The organism is Evansella sp. AB-P1 (assembly GCF_029688925.1).
In the GTDB taxonomy this organism is placed as follows: Bacteria; Bacillota; Bacilli; order Bacillales; family Salisediminibacteriaceae; genus Evansella.
Window position 1 is genome coordinate 188,785 of record NZ_JARUKY010000008.1, and the last position, 17,779, is coordinate 206,563.

Annotated in this window: 14 protein-coding genes and 1 riboswitch; of the genes, 1 reads left to right on the forward strand and 13 read right to left on the reverse strand. The window is 35.8% G+C overall.

The window, feature by feature from the left end; all coding sequences use genetic code 11:
• Nucleotides 1-55 precede the first annotated feature (55 nt).
• Nucleotides 56-556, reverse strand: a complete 501-nt coding sequence (gene uraD, locus QA612_RS10385) for a 2-oxo-4-hydroxy-4-carboxy-5-ureidoimidazoline decarboxylase (protein WP_278283776.1) — start codon at nt 554-556, stop codon at nt 56-58.
• 548 nt (nt 557-1,104) lie between these two features.
• Here uraD and QA612_RS10390 point away from each other — a divergent pair.
• Nucleotides 1,105-2,757, forward strand: a complete 1,653-nt coding sequence (locus QA612_RS10390) for a PucR family transcriptional regulator (protein ID WP_278283748.1) — start codon at nt 1,105-1,107, stop codon at nt 2,755-2,757.
• Nucleotides 2,758-2,769: 12 nt separating this feature from the next.
• Here QA612_RS10390 and QA612_RS10395 read toward each other — a convergent pair whose 3' ends face one another.
• The 12 genes from QA612_RS10395 to QA612_RS10450 form a co-directional block, all read right to left on the reverse strand.
• On the reverse strand, nt 2,770-3,489 hold the full coding sequence (locus tag QA612_RS10395; protein ID WP_278283749.1) for a hypothetical protein: 720 nt from the start codon (nt 3,487-3,489) through the stop codon (nt 2,770-2,772).
• A 51-nt stretch (nt 3,490-3,540) separates the two neighbouring features.
• Nucleotides 3,541-4,977: an 8-oxoguanine deaminase gene (locus QA612_RS10400; RefSeq protein WP_278283750.1), complete on the reverse strand. Its 1,437-nt coding sequence runs from the start codon at nt 4,975-4,977 to the stop codon at nt 3,541-3,543.
• 15 nt (nt 4,978-4,992) lie between these two features.
• On the reverse strand, nt 4,993-6,336 hold the full coding sequence (locus QA612_RS10405) for a 5'-deoxyadenosine deaminase (RefSeq protein WP_278283751.1): 1,344 nt from the start codon (nt 6,334-6,336) through the stop codon (nt 4,993-4,995).
• A 74-nt stretch (nt 6,337-6,410) separates the two neighbouring features.
• A riboswitch (purine riboswitch) is annotated at nt 6,411-6,510 on the reverse strand.
• Between the two features lie 51 nt (nt 6,511-6,561).
• Entirely contained in the window at nt 6,562-7,191 is a 630-nt protein-coding gene (locus tag QA612_RS10410) for a nucleotidyltransferase family protein (RefSeq protein WP_278283752.1), read from the reverse strand.
• Between the two features lie 12 nt (nt 7,192-7,203).
• A complete protein-coding gene (locus QA612_RS10415) occupies nt 7,204-8,298 on the reverse strand; it encodes an XdhC family protein (RefSeq protein ID WP_278283753.1) in 1,095 nt (364 codons plus the stop codon).
• Between the two features lie 646 nt (nt 8,299-8,944).
• A complete protein-coding gene (locus tag QA612_RS10420; RefSeq protein WP_278283754.1) occupies nt 8,945-9,439 on the reverse strand; it encodes a 2Fe-2S iron-sulfur cluster-binding protein in 495 nt (164 codons plus the stop codon).
• Entirely contained in the window at nt 9,423-11,726 is a 2,304-nt protein-coding gene (gene pucD, locus QA612_RS10425; RefSeq protein WP_278283755.1) for a xanthine dehydrogenase subunit D, read from the reverse strand. Before pucD ends, QA612_RS10420 begins: the two co-directional genes overlap by 17 nt.
• 16 nt (nt 11,727-11,742) lie before the next feature.
• Nucleotides 11,743-12,627, reverse strand: coding sequence for an FAD binding domain-containing protein (locus tag QA612_RS10430; RefSeq protein ID WP_278283756.1), 885 nt, complete (start codon nt 12,625-12,627; stop codon nt 11,743-11,745).
• A 211-nt stretch (nt 12,628-12,838) separates the two neighbouring features.
• Nucleotides 12,839-14,212: an allantoinase AllB gene (gene allB, locus QA612_RS10435; protein WP_278283757.1), complete on the reverse strand. Its 1,374-nt coding sequence runs from the start codon at nt 14,210-14,212 to the stop codon at nt 12,839-12,841.
• 272 nt (nt 14,213-14,484) lie between these two features.
• Nucleotides 14,485-15,306 carry a sugar phosphate isomerase/epimerase family protein gene (locus tag QA612_RS10440; protein WP_278283758.1) on the reverse strand — a complete coding sequence of 274 codons (822 nt, stop codon included), beginning with the start codon at nt 15,304-15,306 and terminating at the stop codon, nt 14,485-14,487.
• Between the two features lie 14 nt (nt 15,307-15,320).
• Nucleotides 15,321-16,484 carry a dihydrodipicolinate synthase family protein gene (locus QA612_RS10445; protein ID WP_278283759.1) on the reverse strand — a complete coding sequence of 388 codons (1,164 nt, stop codon included), beginning with the start codon at nt 16,482-16,484 and terminating at the stop codon, nt 15,321-15,323.
• Nucleotides 16,484-17,641, reverse strand: coding sequence for a Gfo/Idh/MocA family protein (locus QA612_RS10450; protein WP_278283760.1), 1,158 nt, complete (start codon nt 17,639-17,641; stop codon nt 16,484-16,486). The genes QA612_RS10445 and QA612_RS10450 overlap by 1 nt, the downstream gene beginning before the upstream one ends.
• Between the last annotated feature and the right edge of the window lie 138 nt (nt 17,642-17,779).

Consider the following 17,779-nt stretch of genomic DNA (forward strand, 5'->3'; position numbering starts at 1 on the left):
TCAAACGTTTGTTGTTTTTTATATCCTTCTTATATCAGTTGATTATTGACAGTATTCATGATGGAATTACTCCTTTAACTAGATCGAATAATCTGAATCGAGCTATCTTAGATACTTCACTTAAGGCAGTTTCTAATTCTTTTTCATATGAATTTGTTATTCTCGTTCTCATCTGTAGCTTAATTTCTTCTTTTCCCTTTCCTTTTACAGCTAAAATAAATGGAAAGCCAAATTTTTCAACATACATTCTATTTAGCTTAGTAAATTCTTTAAATTCCTCTTCCGTTAATTCGTTAAGTCCAGCACTTTTTTGCTCTTCTTTAGACGAAGCAGATAAATCAAACTTTGTCCCTAAATCGGGGTGAGCTCTTAACAAGGATAGTTTTAATGAGGTATTAGCATTGTACATCTCTTCAATCATCCCATTGTACATTTCTTCAAAGCTTTCGAAGGGGTGTAAATACCAAGACACTTCCGCTACCCAAGGAGAATGTTCAAACACTAATCCAATTTTATTAATAAACTCATGACGTTCCATTCTATTTATATCTAGCATTGTATACACTAAAATTCCCACCTACTTCCTCTTTTTATCAAACGTTTATCATTTGATTCATTCCATAGTCACATCATAAAGAGAAGTTATTCAATCGTCATTGTCTAAGTTAACTAATATGATAGTTAGTAATTGTATTTAAAATATAATCTACAGAGGGACCCACTGAATTCTCATCGCTCCATGATCCATTTCTTTCCTTAAGCCTTTTATTCATTGTGCTACTTATTATCATTTAGACTTCGCCTAAACCTACACAAAACATTAGTATCCCTTTAAAAATTTGTGAGGTTTTCTCCCTCATTTTTTCATTAAACATAATTACGTACCATAAAAAATGATCTTTTACCATCTGTACAATTACAAGTCGTCTAATTTCGAAAATAAATTAGTGAATGAGAGAAACAACTCCTTCTATTCTATTTTGTATAAATTAACTAATTTTTTCATAAAGATAGTTACATTTTCTTACAAAAAAGTTTTTATATCTCCTATTTTCCTGTACGGTAATAACAAAGAATTTTATAAATAAGGGGTGAATACTACCTATGCAAATTACAGATATTCTAGAGCTTCCTTCTTTTAAAGATGCAACAGTAGTTGCAGGAAAAAATAAGTTAACGAATACGGTACAGTCTATCAACCTAATGGATGCACCAGACATAATAAACTTTTTAACCAACGATCAGCTCTTATTAACCACGGCTTATTCCATAAAAAACAATACAAGTGCTCTTATGGAACTAGTGAATCAAATGGCCGAGCAAGGATGTGCAGGATTAGGGCTAAAGACGAAAAGATTTATAGAGGAGATACCTAAGGAGGTAATCAAGAGGGCTAACGAACTAAACTTCCCTATTGTTGAACTCCCTTTAAATTATTCATTGGGAGAAATGTTAAATGAAGCTTTAGGATGTATCTTAAACGAACGGACACATGAACTAAATTATGCTTTAAATATTCACCGTAAATTTACAAATATCGTTATTTCTGGCGGTGGCTTCTCAAAAATTATTGATAGTCTCCATGCTATCTTAGATTATCCAATCATTCTTTTGAATAATCGATTAGATATTATGGCATTTTCTAATGATATAGATAAAGAATCTTTTTTCAATATTTATTGGTATATCCATGAAACAATACACCAAGAGGAGATTAGCGGATTAAAAGCTTTTCACATACCATATCAAAAAAGAGAAAGTATTTACAAAGATTTTTTCATTTTCCCCATTCATACAACAAACAAACAAAAAGGGTATATAATTATTTTTAGTTCATGTATATCTAAAGAAACTCCTTTTACATTAGCACTAGAACAAGCAGCTAACGTTATTTCGTTTGAATTTATGAAGCTTAAAGCCATCGAACAACATTCCCGTAGATTAAAAAATGAATTTTTTACTAATTTAGTAGAGGGAAGCATTGTTTCAGAAGATGAAATAATTAATAGAGGAAAGGAATACCATTTAAATAAACAACTCCAATATATATGTTTAACGTGTAAATTAGACGATACATCGGATTTCCATCTAGACACATACCCACTACAATCAGAAAAGAAGTTGACTAATAAAAGAGAAAGAATATACGAACTATTAGAATCTTTGTTATCCATTCAATACGACAATAGTATCTTATTTACAAAAGGTGACCTCTTTGCTATTTTAATAGGGTTTGATTTTTACAATGACAATATTGAAAAAAAAGTGCTACACTCCATTCGTGAAATTCAACAAGAAATACTTCAATCCACAGATATTTCCATATCATTTGGGATAAGTAATTATATAGAGTCCTTTCTAGAAATTCCTACTGCCTTTCAGGAAGCAGTAGACGCACTTCGTACTGGTTATGGGGAAAACAAAACAAATTTCATTAAAACGTACCATATTAAGGAATTAACGGAATTATTTAAAACGATCCCAACCCTTAAACTTAAGGAGTTTTACAAGTCTTCTCTACAAGAGTTAGCTTATCCAGAAGATAAAGAAAAGGAAGATTTAGTTCAGACTTTAGCTATTTACTTAAATAACAATTGTCAAATAGCAGAAACGTCTAAAATGATGTTTATTCACCGAAACACAGTCATTTATCGAATAAAGAAATGCGAGAAAATACTGGGCATGGACTTTAAAGGACAGGATGATACGTTAAGACTAAGAATAGCATTATTTATTCAGTCCTTGATAACAAATTGAGACTGAATCTCTCTACCATTCGAAAAAATATTTCAATGCGATTACGATAAATGTATAAGAAACAGACCCTAAAACAAAGGAAGGAAAGTGTGTTTTCCGCTTTGAAGGTAATTCCTCTTTTAAAACATTTAGTATCATTGCCCCAGAAATAAAAGCAAAAATAATGGCTACGATTAAAGAAGGTAACGTAATCCAAAGACCAACGATCCAGCCTATTAAAATTGCCACAGCTAAAAGGTAACGACCCACCTTACGATAACGATCAGCGTCTTCTGACCAAAGATCATAGGATACCGCAAGGAAATGAGTCCCAATTGCAGTGGAATAAAATACCGCTTGCCAACCTGCCACTTGAGACGTAATAACAACATAAGAAATTAACATATTATATATACTAAAAAAACCTAATTCAACCCAAAATACATTGCTTAACCGATACGTTTTTTGTTCAGCATTATCTGCAATTTTTTTAATGCCGAATAAAACTAACACTCCTATTAATCCTACAAAGTATAACTCTGATTCCATCGTTAATTGACTACCTTCCTCTCCATAAACAGCTTGCTGTTCATGGAGAGCTGGTAGAACATAAACAAATACGTAGGAAACAGCGATTCCTCCAGAAAAGGAAAGCCATCGCCCTCTTCTTATGCGAGATGACGGAATTAATCTGTTTGCAAAAAGTTGAATAAAAATGAAGAGTACTCCAGTTATTAGAGCTCCTATTGTCATTATGAACAGCCTTTCTAAAATATCTATCGGACATCATTTTATTCTATAAAACTATAAATATCTCCATGCCTCGTTTTCTTCTACACTTCTTCTTAATCTTTTGTAATTTATTTTTAATGTTTTTGAAGCCAATTCTAGCATTCTCTTAGCACCTTCATTTGCCCTCCACGCTAAAATTTCTTCATCTACATTTACTAACATTCCATTTTTTACAACGATATCGCCTCCTACGATTGTCATATCTACTTGTGGTGCTCCTGTTAAGATTGGTAAAGCAGTATCATCATATAATGCACCAGCGTACTCTAGTTTGGTAGAGTCAATCATAAACAGATCTGCTGCTTTACCAACTTGTAATACTCCTATTTCTTTATCCCAACCAAGAACCTTCGCAGATCCTCTCGTAGAAACAAATAAGCAATCCTCTGCCCTAAGTCCTCTCACTCCTTGCATATGCTTATGAAGTAAATGCATTATTTTCGTTTCCTGTAATAAATTGGAGGCATCGTTAGAAGCAGCCCCGTCTACACCTAGACCAACTGGTACCCCTTCTTTTAGTATTTTCATGATTGGAAACGTTCCTGAAGCCATTTTCATATTACTCGAAGGACAATGAGCCACACCGCACCCACAACTTCCTAGCTTCGTAATTTCATCATCATTGAACCAAATACCGTGAGCATACCAAACGTCTTCACCAATCCAACCTGTTTCTTCCATGAGCTGTAATGGTCGTAACCCTAATTTTTCTATACAATAAGCTTCTTCATCTTTCGTTTCAGCTAAATGTGTATGCATACGAACGCCATAGCTTCTCGCTAATGCTGCTGATTCTATTAGTAAGTCCTTACTAACAGAAAAAGGTGAACATGGAGCTACACCTACTTTAAGTCTAGAGAATTTGCTGTTATCATGATACGTTTCAATGAGTCGCATCGTATCCTTTAAAATGACATCTTCTTTCTGCACTACTTCATCAGGTGGTAATCCCCCATCTGAACGTCCTAAACTCATAGATCCTCTAGTAGGAAAAAATCGTATCCCTAATTCATTCGCTGCACGAATCTCCTCATCTATTAAATTCCCACTAATCCCGTTTGGAAAAACATAAAAATGATCAGATGATGTTGTACATCCACTTTTTAATAGCTCTCCTAACCCAACCTTTGCACTTAAATACACGTCTTCCAGTCGAATATGCCTCCAAATATCATAAAGTGTGATCAACCAATCAAAAAGCTCACAATCTTGCGCCAATGGGATATTCCGTGTAAATGTTTGATATAAATGATGATGTGTATTGATGAGACCGGGATAAACAATTTTATTTCTAGCGTCTACTACAACATCAGCGTTTTCATTGGTTATATTTCTCCCAATTTCTTTTATCTCTTGACCTTCAATATACATACTACCATCGGGATATTGGCTGCGATCATCATCCATAGTAATAATATTTTTCGCATTTTTGATTAGTAACGTCTTCATTTCCTTTTCTCCTTTCTATGTGGATAAGGTAAGGTTAGGGATTCTATTGAGAAGTCTTTTTAAAGTTCTATTCCCTTCTTTTAAAACATGGTCCTTATGCATCGTCTTTATTATTCTGTTTTCCATTAGAATTTTTCCGTCTACAATTGTCGTTTCAACATCGCTTTGCGTTGCTGAATAAACAATTCTAGAAATCGTATCTACCTCATAGGTTGGATACGTATGAAAATCGTTTAAGTCTAAAATAACCATATCTGCTTTTTTTCCTATCTCAATGCTTCCAATCTCATCATCCATCCCTATTGCTTTAGCCCCACCAATAGTAGCCATTTTAAAAACTGTTTTCGAATCCATTGCAGTAGGTCCATGTATGGGCTTCTGAATAAGTGCGGCTATTCTCATTTCATTAAACATGTTTAAATTATTATTACATGGTGCCCCATCTGCCCCTAAGCTTACGGAAATATTATTATCTAGTAAGCTTGGAATCTCAGCAATTCCTGAAGCTAATTTTAAATTGGATCCAGGACAATGAGATACATTTACTTTTCTTTCTTTTATAATTCGTTTCTCTTCTTCATTTAACCAAACACAATGGGCTAAAACTAGCCTTTCATTTGCTAAGCCTAAGTGATCTAAATAAACGATATTTCTCATACCCGTTTCACGTTCAACAATAGCAATTTCACCTATGTTCTCTGAAGCATGTGTATGAACATATGACTTGTAATAATCAGATAACCTACTTACCTCTATTAATAATTTCTCTGTACACGAAACGACAAACCGCGGAGAAAAAGCATACTTTATCCTCCCTCCATCATACATGTTCCATTTTTCCAATAGATCAACACTTTCCTGAATGGATTGGTCTGTTTGCTCTTGAAGGGGCTTTGGTGTATCACTTCCTTTATCCATCATTACTTTTCCTGATATAGCTCGTATACCGGAAGATGCCATTGCTTGAAATGCATAGTCCGTATAGTTAACTGTCTCCATATCTACAATGGATGTCGTTCCACTTTGGATAAGCTCACCAATTCCTAATAAAGCAGAATAATAAATAGACTCTTCATCATGTGCGGCTTCCAATGGCCAAATTCTTTTTTTGAGCCAATCTAATAGCTCTAAATCATCTCCCCTCCCTCTGAATAATGTTTGACATAAATGTACATGTGTTTGAATAAAGCCCGGAATAATCGTTTTGTTCGACGCATCTATAATCTTGTCTACAGTAGGATCTTCTATTTTTTTACTAATAGAAACGATTTTGTCATTTTCTATTAGAATATCTCCAATAAATTGATCCTCGTTCGTATTCATCGTAATGATTTCACCATTTGTTATTAAAATCCTCATATCCATTCCTCCAATCATTGTAATGAGAATGTTCAAATTAAATTTCAAGTATTAAAATAGCTACGACAGATATGCACAACAATACACATCATCGTAGCTAGGAATTTACGGCGCCTAGTAGAAACCCTTAAATCTTTATTTTGAGGTTATACGATTCGGTTGAATTAATCATTCTGTTAACTTTTAAGATGTAATATACAAAGGATATTAGGGATAAGTCTGTTATTAAGCGTCCATGTTTTTTATCATCCACTTCGCTTTTTCAAAATCCTCCGGAGTATCGATATCAAAGGCAATGTGAGGGTCATTCATATAAATATTCACCATTTTATTAACGTTCTTAAGTAATGCCTTCCCTCCATGATCGCCGGATACATTTGAAAAATCTAACTGCTTATAATTGCCGAAAAAGATAGGATGACCTGGAGTTTTTTGAAAATAGGGACGGACTACAAATGGATCTGATTGTTTTTTCATACCTTTAATTCCTGTTTCAAATACGGTCAGCATCGAATTCCTTTGTATAAACGGTTGGTCTCCTAAAAAAAACATAACTGAACTGGATGAAGAAGGAACAAACTCCATACCAGTTAAAAAGGATGAACTCTGTCCCTTTTCATATTTTTCGTTATATACCCATTTAATAATAGATGAATGAATGGATATTTCACGTTTGATTTTTTCTTTTTGATGGCCAACAACAATAACAATTTCTTCAAATGGTAGACTCATTACATTCTTAATCACTCTTTCTAAAATAAATGAATCTCCCAATTTCATCAATTGCTTCGTACAGCCCATACGCCTTGACATTCCAGCAGCCAAAATGACTGCAGATACAGTGTGTTTTACCATAAGAATCACACCTTAATAATTAGTAATCGTTGAATGTTTAAAAAAGGTTACACTTCTTTTACGTTTTCGCCTTTCATTTCTTACTTGAATTAGCTGCCCTAAAATACTAATGCTAATTTCGTCTGCCCCCTCTGCATAAATATTTACACCTACAGGAGAGTGAACCCAGTCAGGTAAGGGTGAGGGATTCAATAGTCTTTCTGATCTAAGCTTTGGTCCTAATACGCCTAAATAACTTGGACGTTCGTGAATAAAATGCTTTAATATTACTCTATCCTTCATAAAGCTGTGGGTCATAATTAAAACATAGCTATCTTTCTTTATTTTTGATTTTGTTAAATATGTTTCAGGGTGTTCACAAACTAACTCTTTTGCTTTCGGAAAATATTTAGGACTACACCGACTTTGACTAGGATCAATAACAATTGGTGAGAAATGAAATTCACTACACCTTTGAACAATTGGTTCTACATCTGGTCCAGCACCGAATATATAAAGGGTATCCTCTGCTTCTACATGCTCAAAGATAAATGAACGGTGTGAAATATCATTTTCACGATATTCCAGTAATTCATTATTTCCTAAAAATTCCATTACGTTTTTTTGCATATGTTGTTCCCCAATTATGCTATTAGTATTGAGAATCCCCTCTCCTTCCTTAGTAAAAAGGAAACGCAATCCCAAGTTTTTTTCCGTAACCTCACGAACAGATATAATCGATTCTCCTTTATTTAAAATGGAAAGGGCCGTTGGCCAAAGAAATTGTCCATTTTCATCCTGATCAAACCAATTAATAGGTTCTAAGTAAACTTCGATTTTCCCGTTACAGCCTGCTCCTTGTCCCCATCCAAGATCGTCTTCCGATCGCAAATCGTACATGACCTTCTTTGCCTTTTTTGTGGCAATCACTTCATCTGCATGGCCTTTTAAATCTTCTTCAAGACATCCACCGCTTATCATTCCATATTGGACGCCAGTTTCAGAAAATAGCATTTTTGCTCCTTTGTGTCGATATGCTGAACCATATACTGCAATAACTGTACCTAAAGCAAAATACTGTTGGGAATTTTCTTTCACTATTTTTAAATAGTTATAAAACTCTTTCATGGAAATCCCCTCCTACACACCCATTATTTATTTGGCTACTCTCGTATATTAAGCTAATACTAATCTAGTTCTACTATTCATTCGTTACATCACGCTTCGTTTTCCGCAGGCAACGATTCAATCAACTTTGATAAAAAATCAACATTATTCTTTGACAGAGGAGCCATTCTTTTTATAATTATGTTAAGGTTTCTCCACCTCATACCATTTTTATTAAGGTTACCCTGAAAATAACTGTTATGAAAATTAATAGTATTAGCAAATAAAGGTCAGGTTAATCATTCGTTCCGTCCCACTTCGCTTTCACCACAAGGGTATATGTGCGACATCTGTTCTGCTTCACTACGTTCCACAATCACAGTGTCTTCTTTACCGCGGACGAAGAAAATGTGATAGCATTTTCGAGGAGTCTCGTGGGATTCCACTCATTCCAATTGGATTATAATTATTTTCATCCTCCATGGTGCAATTTGTTTCATTTGCATCGAGGTCTACCCTCGAAAATAAGACGGTTCAGTAGTGAAGGGCAACGACTCCGGTGGGATTAGTAATAGCTGAAGACAAAGGAAAATGTTTATTAAGATCACAACCTTTACTTATGGAGTGAATATTGAGAACACGCCGTTAAAACGAACAATCTCTTCTTTTATTTGCTTAACCGTTTTATTACTCGATTGATTCCTCCATATCCTGTGCAGCGACAAAGATTCCCAGCTAGACTTTGCTCTATCTCATCATAATTAGGAGATTTATTTTGATTCAGTAAACCCTTTAAAGAAACAATCATTCCTGGTGTACAGTAGCCACATTGGAATGCACCTTCCTCTAAAAAACATTGTTGAATAGGGTCTAATTTATTTTTCCCAATACCTTCAATTGATTCAATTTCTTTCCCTTCACATTGGTAAGCCATTGTTAAACAAGAATTATGTGGTATCCCATCTATAAGAACCATACATGCTCCACACCTACCAATTTCACACGATATTTTTGTTCCTGTTAAATCAAGATCTGTCCGAATAATATCTACTAATCTTCTAGACGGATGAACAGCTATACTTATCTCTTCTCCATTTAATGTAAAGTTCAAGACATATTGTATCTTCTCTTCTACTAACATAAATTTATCTTCCTGAATCATGTGTAATCCCCACCTTCTTTTCGTTATTTAGGTAAGGTAAATCACAAATAAGCTTTTCTTTATTAATAGGAAGCTTTGTTATCCAAGTGCCTGTAGCGTTCTTAACTGCAGCGACAATAGCTGGAGCAAGAGCAACAGAACCTACCTCGCCTACTCCTCTTGGACCAAATGGGTCTCCATCTGGCAGCTTTTCAATAGCATCAACAGATTGGGAACGTGGCACATCCAAAATAGTAGGAATAACATACGTATCTAAATTTAGGGTTATATATTCACTAGACTCCATGACAGCATCCTCTGATAAGGTGAATCCTAAGGCCATAATGCTCCCACCTTCAATTTGTCCTAAGTAGCCCATTGGATTTATAACAGGACCAGCTGCTACAGTATGGTCTATTGCAACTACCTTTACCGTACCCGTTAAGACATTCACCTCTACCTCAGCAGCAACAGATGTACAGGTATATAAATAATGTCCTCCCATCACAGGATCAGGAGTGACTGGATAATGAAATTTAGTTGAAAACTCTAAATCCTCTATCCCAAGCTTTGCCACTTCACCGTATGTCATTACCCGAACTTTCTTACCATTTTTATAAGTCCAAATCCCACCTGAACCCGTTTTTAAGTCCTTTCTATTAACACCTGTTTCATTTTCGACCTTTTCATATAAAGCGCTTAAAAATTGGGGCTTTAATCGATTTAGTGCTTGCCATACCATGTTAGTCGTTCTAGAGGCTGTAGAGGATCCACTCGGTGGCACAAGATCTGTGTCTCCAATAACGATGTGTATATCCTCTTTTTCACAATTAAAATGATCTAGAAGTAAAATTTCTAATGTTCCCAATAGCCCTTGACCAAATTCTTCATGACCAAAAGCAACCTCAATCTTTCCTTTATTATTTAGTCGAAGGATTCCTCCAGCTGGATCAGGTATCCCAAAGCCTAAACCTGATCCATGCATTGCCATGGAAAAGCCTATCCCTCTTTGAATCCATCGATCACTACTTTCGAGATCTTGCTTACTCTTTTCCCATAAGGGAGATCTTTGAATAGCTTCCCACACCTCAAATGCTCCATTCGTTGGATACACCCGTTGTCCTAATGGACCAAGATCATTTAAATTCCTTAAATTTCTCCTTCTTAGTTCCCAAGGATCTATATGCAATTTTTCAGCTAACCTATCTATTTGTCCCTCTAACGCAAAAATGACTTGATTTCCACCAAATCCACGAAACTCTCCAGAAACGCCATTGTTTGTAAAAACAGCTTTTCCTTTTACAACTACATTTGGTATTTGGTATGGACCAATTGCATGCTCTGTAGCAAAATTTAGTACTGGCCCACCAAGTGTGGAATATGCTCCAGTATCAGAAAGAATTGTTACTTCATGAGCAAGGACTTTTCCATTGGCATCTACGCCTGTTTTCATTGTAATTTTCATTGGGTGTCTTTTAAGGCCTGCCTTTACAGATTCCCATCTAGAATAATGAATCTTTACAGGTTTTCCACATGACAATGAAAGTAGAGCTCCATATGGTTGCACATTTAATTCATCCTTCCCTCCAAATGATCCTCCAATAGGACTAGAAATAACGCGAATACGTTCATCTGGAACCCCTAGAATTCGTCCCAATTGCATTCTGTCCTTATAACCATGCTGTGTAGGTGCGTATACCGTTAATCTCCCATCTTTTTCAGGAACAAAAATACCACCTTCTGTCTCAAGGTATGTGTGCATTTGCCTGGGAGTTTCATACGTTTCTTCTATAACACATACACATTTTCCTAATACGGCTTCCGTATTTCCTCGGCAATAATCTGTTTCATGAAGAATGTTTCCATTAGAATGTAGTTTCGGAGCAGTAGGAAGTAAGGCTTTTTCAGCTGAATCTATGATTGGTAGCTTATCGTATTCAACCTCTATTAAATGTAAAGCTTCTTCTGCAATCTCTGGCGTTGTTGCTGCTACCGCTGCTATTGCATCACCTTCATATCGAACAAAATCAAAACAAAACACCGGTTGGTCCGGGTTACTAATCCCAAATCCGTTTAAACCTGGTATATCTTCATGAGTGATAACAGACACAACTCCTTCAAGAGCTTTCGCTTTTAAAGTATCGATAGATATAATTCGTGCATGTGGATAGTCACTCCGAAGAACTCTTCCATAAAGCATATTTGGAAATGTCATATCTGTTAAATAGCGGAGCTTTCCAGTGACCTTTTCTTTACCATCAGGTCTAATTCTCCATTTATCTCCTGCAGAATCTTGATCTAAGAGCATCTTTATCACCTCTATGTTATAAATTCTTCAATGAACTAAATAAATGATAAACAATTAAATTAGCAGTGACCTTCTTCTTATATTCAGAAATGGTGGAATCCTCTCTTTGTAATTCACGATAAATAACAGACTGAATGTGTTGTAAAAAATCCTTCGTAAGATCATTGTTCTCTAAAGCTAGTTCAGTACTTGTTAATCGAAAAGGTACTGAGGTTCCCCCACCTGCAGCTAATAAACAGGTTCCAATCTGTTTATTAGCTGCAAAGTTACCGGTCCCTGCTATCGTTATGATTGATGGAGTAAATGCTTCTCTTTTTCCAACCTTCTGATAAAACGAGAATCTATTTTGAGGTTTATTTTTAATCAAAGGAATAGCAATAGAGACCAGTATTTTGGGATGGTAGACACCGTTAACTTCCTTGTACTTAGCATTACTTAAATATACTTCTAATGATTCATTTTCAAATTCTTTACCATTAAACCACGTTAAAGTAGCATCATGAATAAGTAATGCGGGAAGTGAATCTCCTGTTTTTGTTAAAATATTCCCTCCTATCGTCCCTTGATTACGAATGGAGGGTGCTGCAATCCTTTTACATGCTTCCACAATTGCACTCCCATACTTATTCAATAGAGGATGCTTAATACAGTCAGCTAGTTTAGTCATAGAGCCAATCAATAGTTCACTTCTATCTGATGTATTTTTCTCTTCAATTTTATCCATGTCATGTATTTGGTCTAGACTTATTAAATGAGGGGAGATGTGACGTAATCCTCCTTTCCATTGTGTACGGAGCCATGTCCCTCCAGAAACGAAGCAGCTAGCATCCTTATATGTTTGATGGATGCTCCATGCGTCATATAAATCTTTTGGGCGCCAAACTTTTTCAACTGTCAGCATCCAGCAAACACTCCTTTTTCTTATAATTTTATTCTCCTCTATACAATGATTCACCTGAGAATTTGTCCTTGTATTTTAGAATTCAGAATAAGTGTTTTAACATGATGAAGCATGAACAACATACAATAGATTGTTAACAGGATAATACTTTATCACCTCTTCGTCATTGGTCATCACTGTTAAATAATGAAAGGAATGTTGTGTACTTTAACTAAACAGTAGTAATCTCTCTACCATACCCAAAGTCTGATATGGCGTGTTCTTTATCGTAAACGATATTTCCTCTTACAATAGTAGTAGTGATTTCAAAATAAAGACTTTGATTTTCATATGGCGTGTACTTGTTTTTCATAAAGATGTTAGATTTCTTCACTTTATTTTTTTTACTAAAATGAGCAATGGTTAAATCTGCTTCATAGCCAACTTCAATGACTCCTTTTTTTGTCTTAGGAAGAAATTTTTTTGCCACATTAGATGTAAATAACGGCAAAATTTGTTGAAGTGATAAACCTCTACGTAACCCTTCGTTAATAAAAAATGGAAATGCATATTGAACTCCTTGTATCCCGCCCCATGATTTCCATATATTATTATCACCTGCAGTTTTCATAGAATAAGTACAAGGAGAATGGTCAGATCCAACCGTATCTACCATCCCATTCTTTATACAGTTCCAAAGCTTTTCTATTGTTGATTTATCTCTTAAAGGTGGTGCACACTTTAAAATTGGCCCCTTTTCAATAAAATCCTTATCCTCAAATAAAAGGTAATGAGGACAAACCTCCACTGAAACTTGTACCCCCCTTCTCTTTGCATGGTAGAGGGACTCAATTGCCTTAGGAGAGGTAACATGAACAAAATGAACGGTTGCTCCTGTTTCCTCAGCTAAGCCTAAAGCATACTCAATTGCTTCTAATTCCGCGCTAAGTGGTCTACTTTCTAAAAAAGCTTGGCGATCTGTTCTTTTTTCACCAAGTAGTTTTGATGTTTTCTTTATAATAGATTTATTATCTTCTGCATGGAGAGCAAGGATAGAATTTAGTTGTTTAACTGCCTCCATCCCTTTCTTTAACTGACTTTTCTTAATACATGGAAAATCACTAATACCGCTCTCTGATAAAAAAGCTTTAAAGCCTATAATTCCTTGTTGTTTCATTGCATTAAGTTCGATCGTATTATCAAAGTTATCAGCTGTAATCCCCGCCCATAAGCCAAAATCTATGATTGACCTATTTTCAAGATGCTTCTTTTTTCTTGCAAGAATGGAGGAATTAATGACAGATGGGCTACTATTAAGTGGCATATCAAACACTGTGGAAATGCCTCCTGCTGCTGCTGCTTGACTACCAGTTTGAAATCCTTCCCACTCCTCTCTTCCAGGGTCATTAAAATGAACATGAGAATCTATGAAACTTGGTAATATAACACCATCACTTGCATCAATAACTTGCATGAATTTATCTTCCTTTATATCACTTTTAGAAAAGAGGATTTCCTGAATTTTCCCATCATCTATAATTAGATCAACTTCCGAAAATGAACCATTCCAAAATACTTGGCCATTTTTAATCAATAATTGGTTCATGTAATCCCTCCAATTTTAAACAACTGTTTCGTCTATTTTGTACGAAATATATATAAATTCCATCATTTTCGTTAGATAATTTAACAGAAAATTTTGAATTTTTATGACTTTGGTGTAGATTTACTAATGATTTTATTTAATAAGGTCCTTTCTACAGCTAACCAAGAAGAGTTTTTATTCGGATGCAAAAGAAAAAACGTGCATATTGTAGCTACAAGCTCTACAATAAACACGTTTTCCGTTATCTCTACTTTTCTATGATGTTATTTTTTCTAGCAATGCTCCAAATATCTCTCTTTCATTAATGCTAAAACGTCATCCCCCTGCATATCCCAAATTTCTCTATTAAAAATTTCTACCTCTATTGGGCCATCATACCCAGTTTGATCAACAGCATCTCGAATTCTTCTTAATTCAATAACCCCATCCCCCATCATTCCTCTACTCATAAGTAAATCTGTTGTGGGTACAGTCCAATCAGATACATGAAAGCCTAAGATCCGTCCTTTTGCACGATTAATTTGCTCGTACAGCTGAGGATCCCACCAAACATGGTACACATCAACAATAACACCAAGATGGTCGTTATTTATTTTTTCTACCATTGAATTTGCCTGACCAAGCGTTACAATAACCGAACGTTCTGCTGCATACATTGGGTGTAACGGTTCTATTCCTAATTTGACCCCAGCAGACTTGGCATAAGGAAGAATCTCCTGTATCCCTTCCTCTACTTGCTTTCTTGCTTCAACAATATCTTTATCACTCGCCGGTCCACATACGAGCACCAATACATTTGTACCAAGTTCAACTGCTTCATCAATTGCCCGAAGATTATCCTCAATCCGTTCCTTTCTTTCTATAGCTGTAGCGGCAGGAAACATTCCGCCTCGGCATAAACTTGATACTTGAATTCCTGAGTCACGAACAATTTTTTTACATGCACTTAAACCTAGATCCTTTACTTTATGCCGCCAAATAGCAATACTTGGAACGTTGTTTCGGATGCATCCATCTACTGCTTCCTGTAAGTTCCATCTTTCTGTTGTAATCTGATTCAAGCTTAGTCTACTAATATTTTCAAACTTAGTCATAAGACACACCTCCTTTATTCCAATCCACTTATTGCTAAAGTGTTTTTCATTCTTTTCATTGCAAGCTCTGGGTCCACTAATAGCCCTGCTTGGTCCGCTAATACGAAAAGTTCCGAAAGGTGGATTATGGATCTTGCACTTTCAGCCCCACCGATCATTCGGAAATGTGATTGATGACCGTTTAAGTAAGCCATAAATACAATACCAGTTTTATACGAATACGTAGGTTTTTGAAAGATATGGCGAGACAGTGGAACTGTTTTTTCTAACAAGGAATTATATTTTTTAAAGTCTCCATCATCCAATGCATGCATTGCGGCAGCGGCAGCTGGAGCGATTGCATCAAAAATGCCAAGTAATGCATCACTATGTCCTTTTTCATCCCCTTGTATTAAGGAAGGATAATTAAAATCATCACCGGTATACATACGTACACTTTCAGGTAATAGACGGCGCATCTTTATTTCCTTTTGATCATCTAGTAATGATATTTTTATCCCGTCTACTTTATCTTCATTCTCTTTAATAATTTGAAGACAGACTTCCATTGCTTCGTCTACATCACTTTTTCCCCAATAGTTTTTTAAAGCTGGATCAAACATATCCCCTAACCAATGAAGAATAACTGGTTGAGATACTTGATTTAAAATTTTTGAATATACAAATCCAAAATCCTCAGGACTTTTAGCGCAGGCCGCTAATGCACGGCTGGCCATCAAGATAATTTGACCACCTTGTTCTTCAATGAAGGAGCATTGTTCTTCATATGCTTTTATTACATCACTTAGGTCTAGATCTTCCCTTGGATGTAAATGATCTGTTCCTGCACCGCAAGCTATGCGCCCTCGAACGGCTTTAGCTTCCCGGACAGATCGTTCAATAAGCTCCTTAGCATTATTCCAATCTAATCCCATTCCCCTTTGAGCTGTATCCATAGCCTCTGCAACTGACAATCCTAAGGACCATAGATGACGGCGGTACGCTAACGTATTCTCCCAATCTATTTTCGACTCTTTTTGAGGATCAACATCTACAAAGGGATCAGCAACAACATGTGCTGCAGAAAAAGCTACCCGACTTTTAAATGTTGACTCAGGCACATTAATCTCTGTACTTTTTTGCAGGGTATACGTATAGGTTTCTCCCCCGTGTCTAGGTAATTTTATGGATTTATTCATTACGATTCACCCTTTAATTTAGGAATCTCTAACCACCGCTTCTCATCCCAAGACTGTAAGCCCACTTCAGCTAGCTGAATCCCTTTCACTCCTTCGAATAAATCCCATGGGAAAGGGGAATCATCTGCAACGTGTTTAATAAATTCTTCCCACTGAATCTTAAAGGCATTTTCAAACATTTGATTATCAGGAACGTTCTCCCACTGCTCTTGAAAGTTAAATGGATTAGGCACATCTGGATTCCAAACAGGCTTTGGTGTATTTACTCGATGCTGAACTTTACAATCTCTTAATCCAGCAACTGCACTTCCTTGTACTCCATCTACTTGAATGGTTAATAAATCATCTCGATCAACACGAACTGCCCAAGAGGAGTTGGCTTGAACGATAACACCGTTTTCTAATTGAAAAATAGCATAAGCCGCATCATCTGCCGTACATTCGTATGGTGTTCCCTTTTCATCCACTCTTTTCGGTATATGTGTTGCCCCAAGGCAGGTAACAGAGCTTATATTTCCAAATAAATTATCAATCACGTAACGCCAATGAGGGAACATATCAACAATGATTCCACCACCATCTTCTTTTCGATAGTTCCAGGATGGGCGTTGTCCCTCTTGCCAGTCACCTTCAAATACCCAATAACCAAATTCCATTCTTACAGATAATATCTCTCCGAAAAAGCCAGCATCAATTAGTCTTTTCAGCTTAAGAATTCCTGGTAAAAATAATTTGTCTTGAACAACTCCATTTTTTACTCCTGCTTCTTCAGCAAGCTCTGCTAGTTCTAATGCTGATTCTATATCTGTTGCTGTTGGTTTTTCACAATAAATATGTTTTCCAGCTGCTATCGCTTTTTTAACTGCATCCGCTCTGCGTAGAGTTGTTTGAGAATCGAAATAAATTTTGTTATAGGGATCTGCTAAACATTCATCTAAATCCGTGCTCCAACGGGAAATATTATGTGCAATTGCTAGCGCTTTCAATTTATCCTCATTTCTTCCAACGAGAATAGGATCAGGCATAATCACATCACCAGATGGAAGTGTAACTCCACCTTGTTCTCTTATTGCAACAATAGAACGAATAAGGTGTTGATTCGTCCCCATCCTACCTGTTACACCGTTCATAATAATTCCTAAATCAGTTTTAGCCATTTACATTTACCCCTTTCCCTTTTTTTATTCTATAGTTAACTATGTTTGTCAGCTTCTATTTTCATTCTACAAGGACTATTTAGGAAGGTCTTATGCATATAAGAAATATTTTCTTAATTTCGGAACTACGATAAAAAT

Excerpts from the sequence above, each read along its gene's own strand:
- uraD (WP_278283776.1), bottom strand. The coding sequence starts at position 556 with ATGCTAGATATAAATAGAATGGAACGTCATGAGTTTATTAATAAAATT.
- QA612_RS10390 (WP_278283748.1), top strand. The coding sequence starts at position 1,105 with ATGCAAATTACAGATATTCTAGAGCTTCCTTCTTTTAAAGATGCAACA.
- QA612_RS10395 (WP_278283749.1), bottom strand. The coding sequence starts at position 3,489 with ATGACAATAGGAGCTCTAATAACTGGAGTACTCTTCATTTTTATTCAA.
- QA612_RS10400 (WP_278283750.1), bottom strand. The coding sequence starts at position 4,977 with ATGAAGACGTTACTAATCAAAAATGCGAAAAATATTATTACTATGGAT.
- QA612_RS10405 (WP_278283751.1), bottom strand. The coding sequence starts at position 6,336 with ATGAGGATTTTAATAACAAATGGTGAAATCATTACGATGAATACGAAC.
- QA612_RS10410 (WP_278283752.1), bottom strand. The coding sequence starts at position 7,191 with ATGGTAAAACACACTGTATCTGCAGTCATTTTGGCTGCTGGAATGTCA.
- QA612_RS10415 (WP_278283753.1), bottom strand. The coding sequence starts at position 8,298 with ATGAAAGAGTTTTATAACTATTTAAAAATAGTGAAAGAAAATTCCCAA.
- QA612_RS10420 (WP_278283754.1), bottom strand. The coding sequence starts at position 9,439 with ATGATTCAGGAAGATAAATTTATGTTAGTAGAAGAGAAGATACAATAT.
- pucD (WP_278283755.1), bottom strand. The coding sequence starts at position 11,726 with ATGCTCTTAGATCAAGATTCTGCAGGAGATAAATGGAGAATTAGACCT.
- QA612_RS10430 (WP_278283756.1), bottom strand. The coding sequence starts at position 12,627 with ATGCTGACAGTTGAAAAAGTTTGGCGCCCAAAAGATTTATATGACGCA.
- allB (WP_278283757.1), bottom strand. The coding sequence starts at position 14,212 with ATGAACCAATTATTGATTAAAAATGGCCAAGTATTTTGGAATGGTTCA.
- QA612_RS10440 (WP_278283758.1), bottom strand. The coding sequence starts at position 15,306 with ATGACTAAGTTTGAAAATATTAGTAGACTAAGCTTGAATCAGATTACA.
- QA612_RS10445 (WP_278283759.1), bottom strand. The coding sequence starts at position 16,484 with ATGAATAAATCCATAAAATTACCTAGACACGGGGGAGAAACCTATACG.
- QA612_RS10450 (WP_278283760.1), bottom strand. The coding sequence starts at position 17,641 with ATGGCTAAAACTGATTTAGGAATTATTATGAACGGTGTAACAGGTAGG.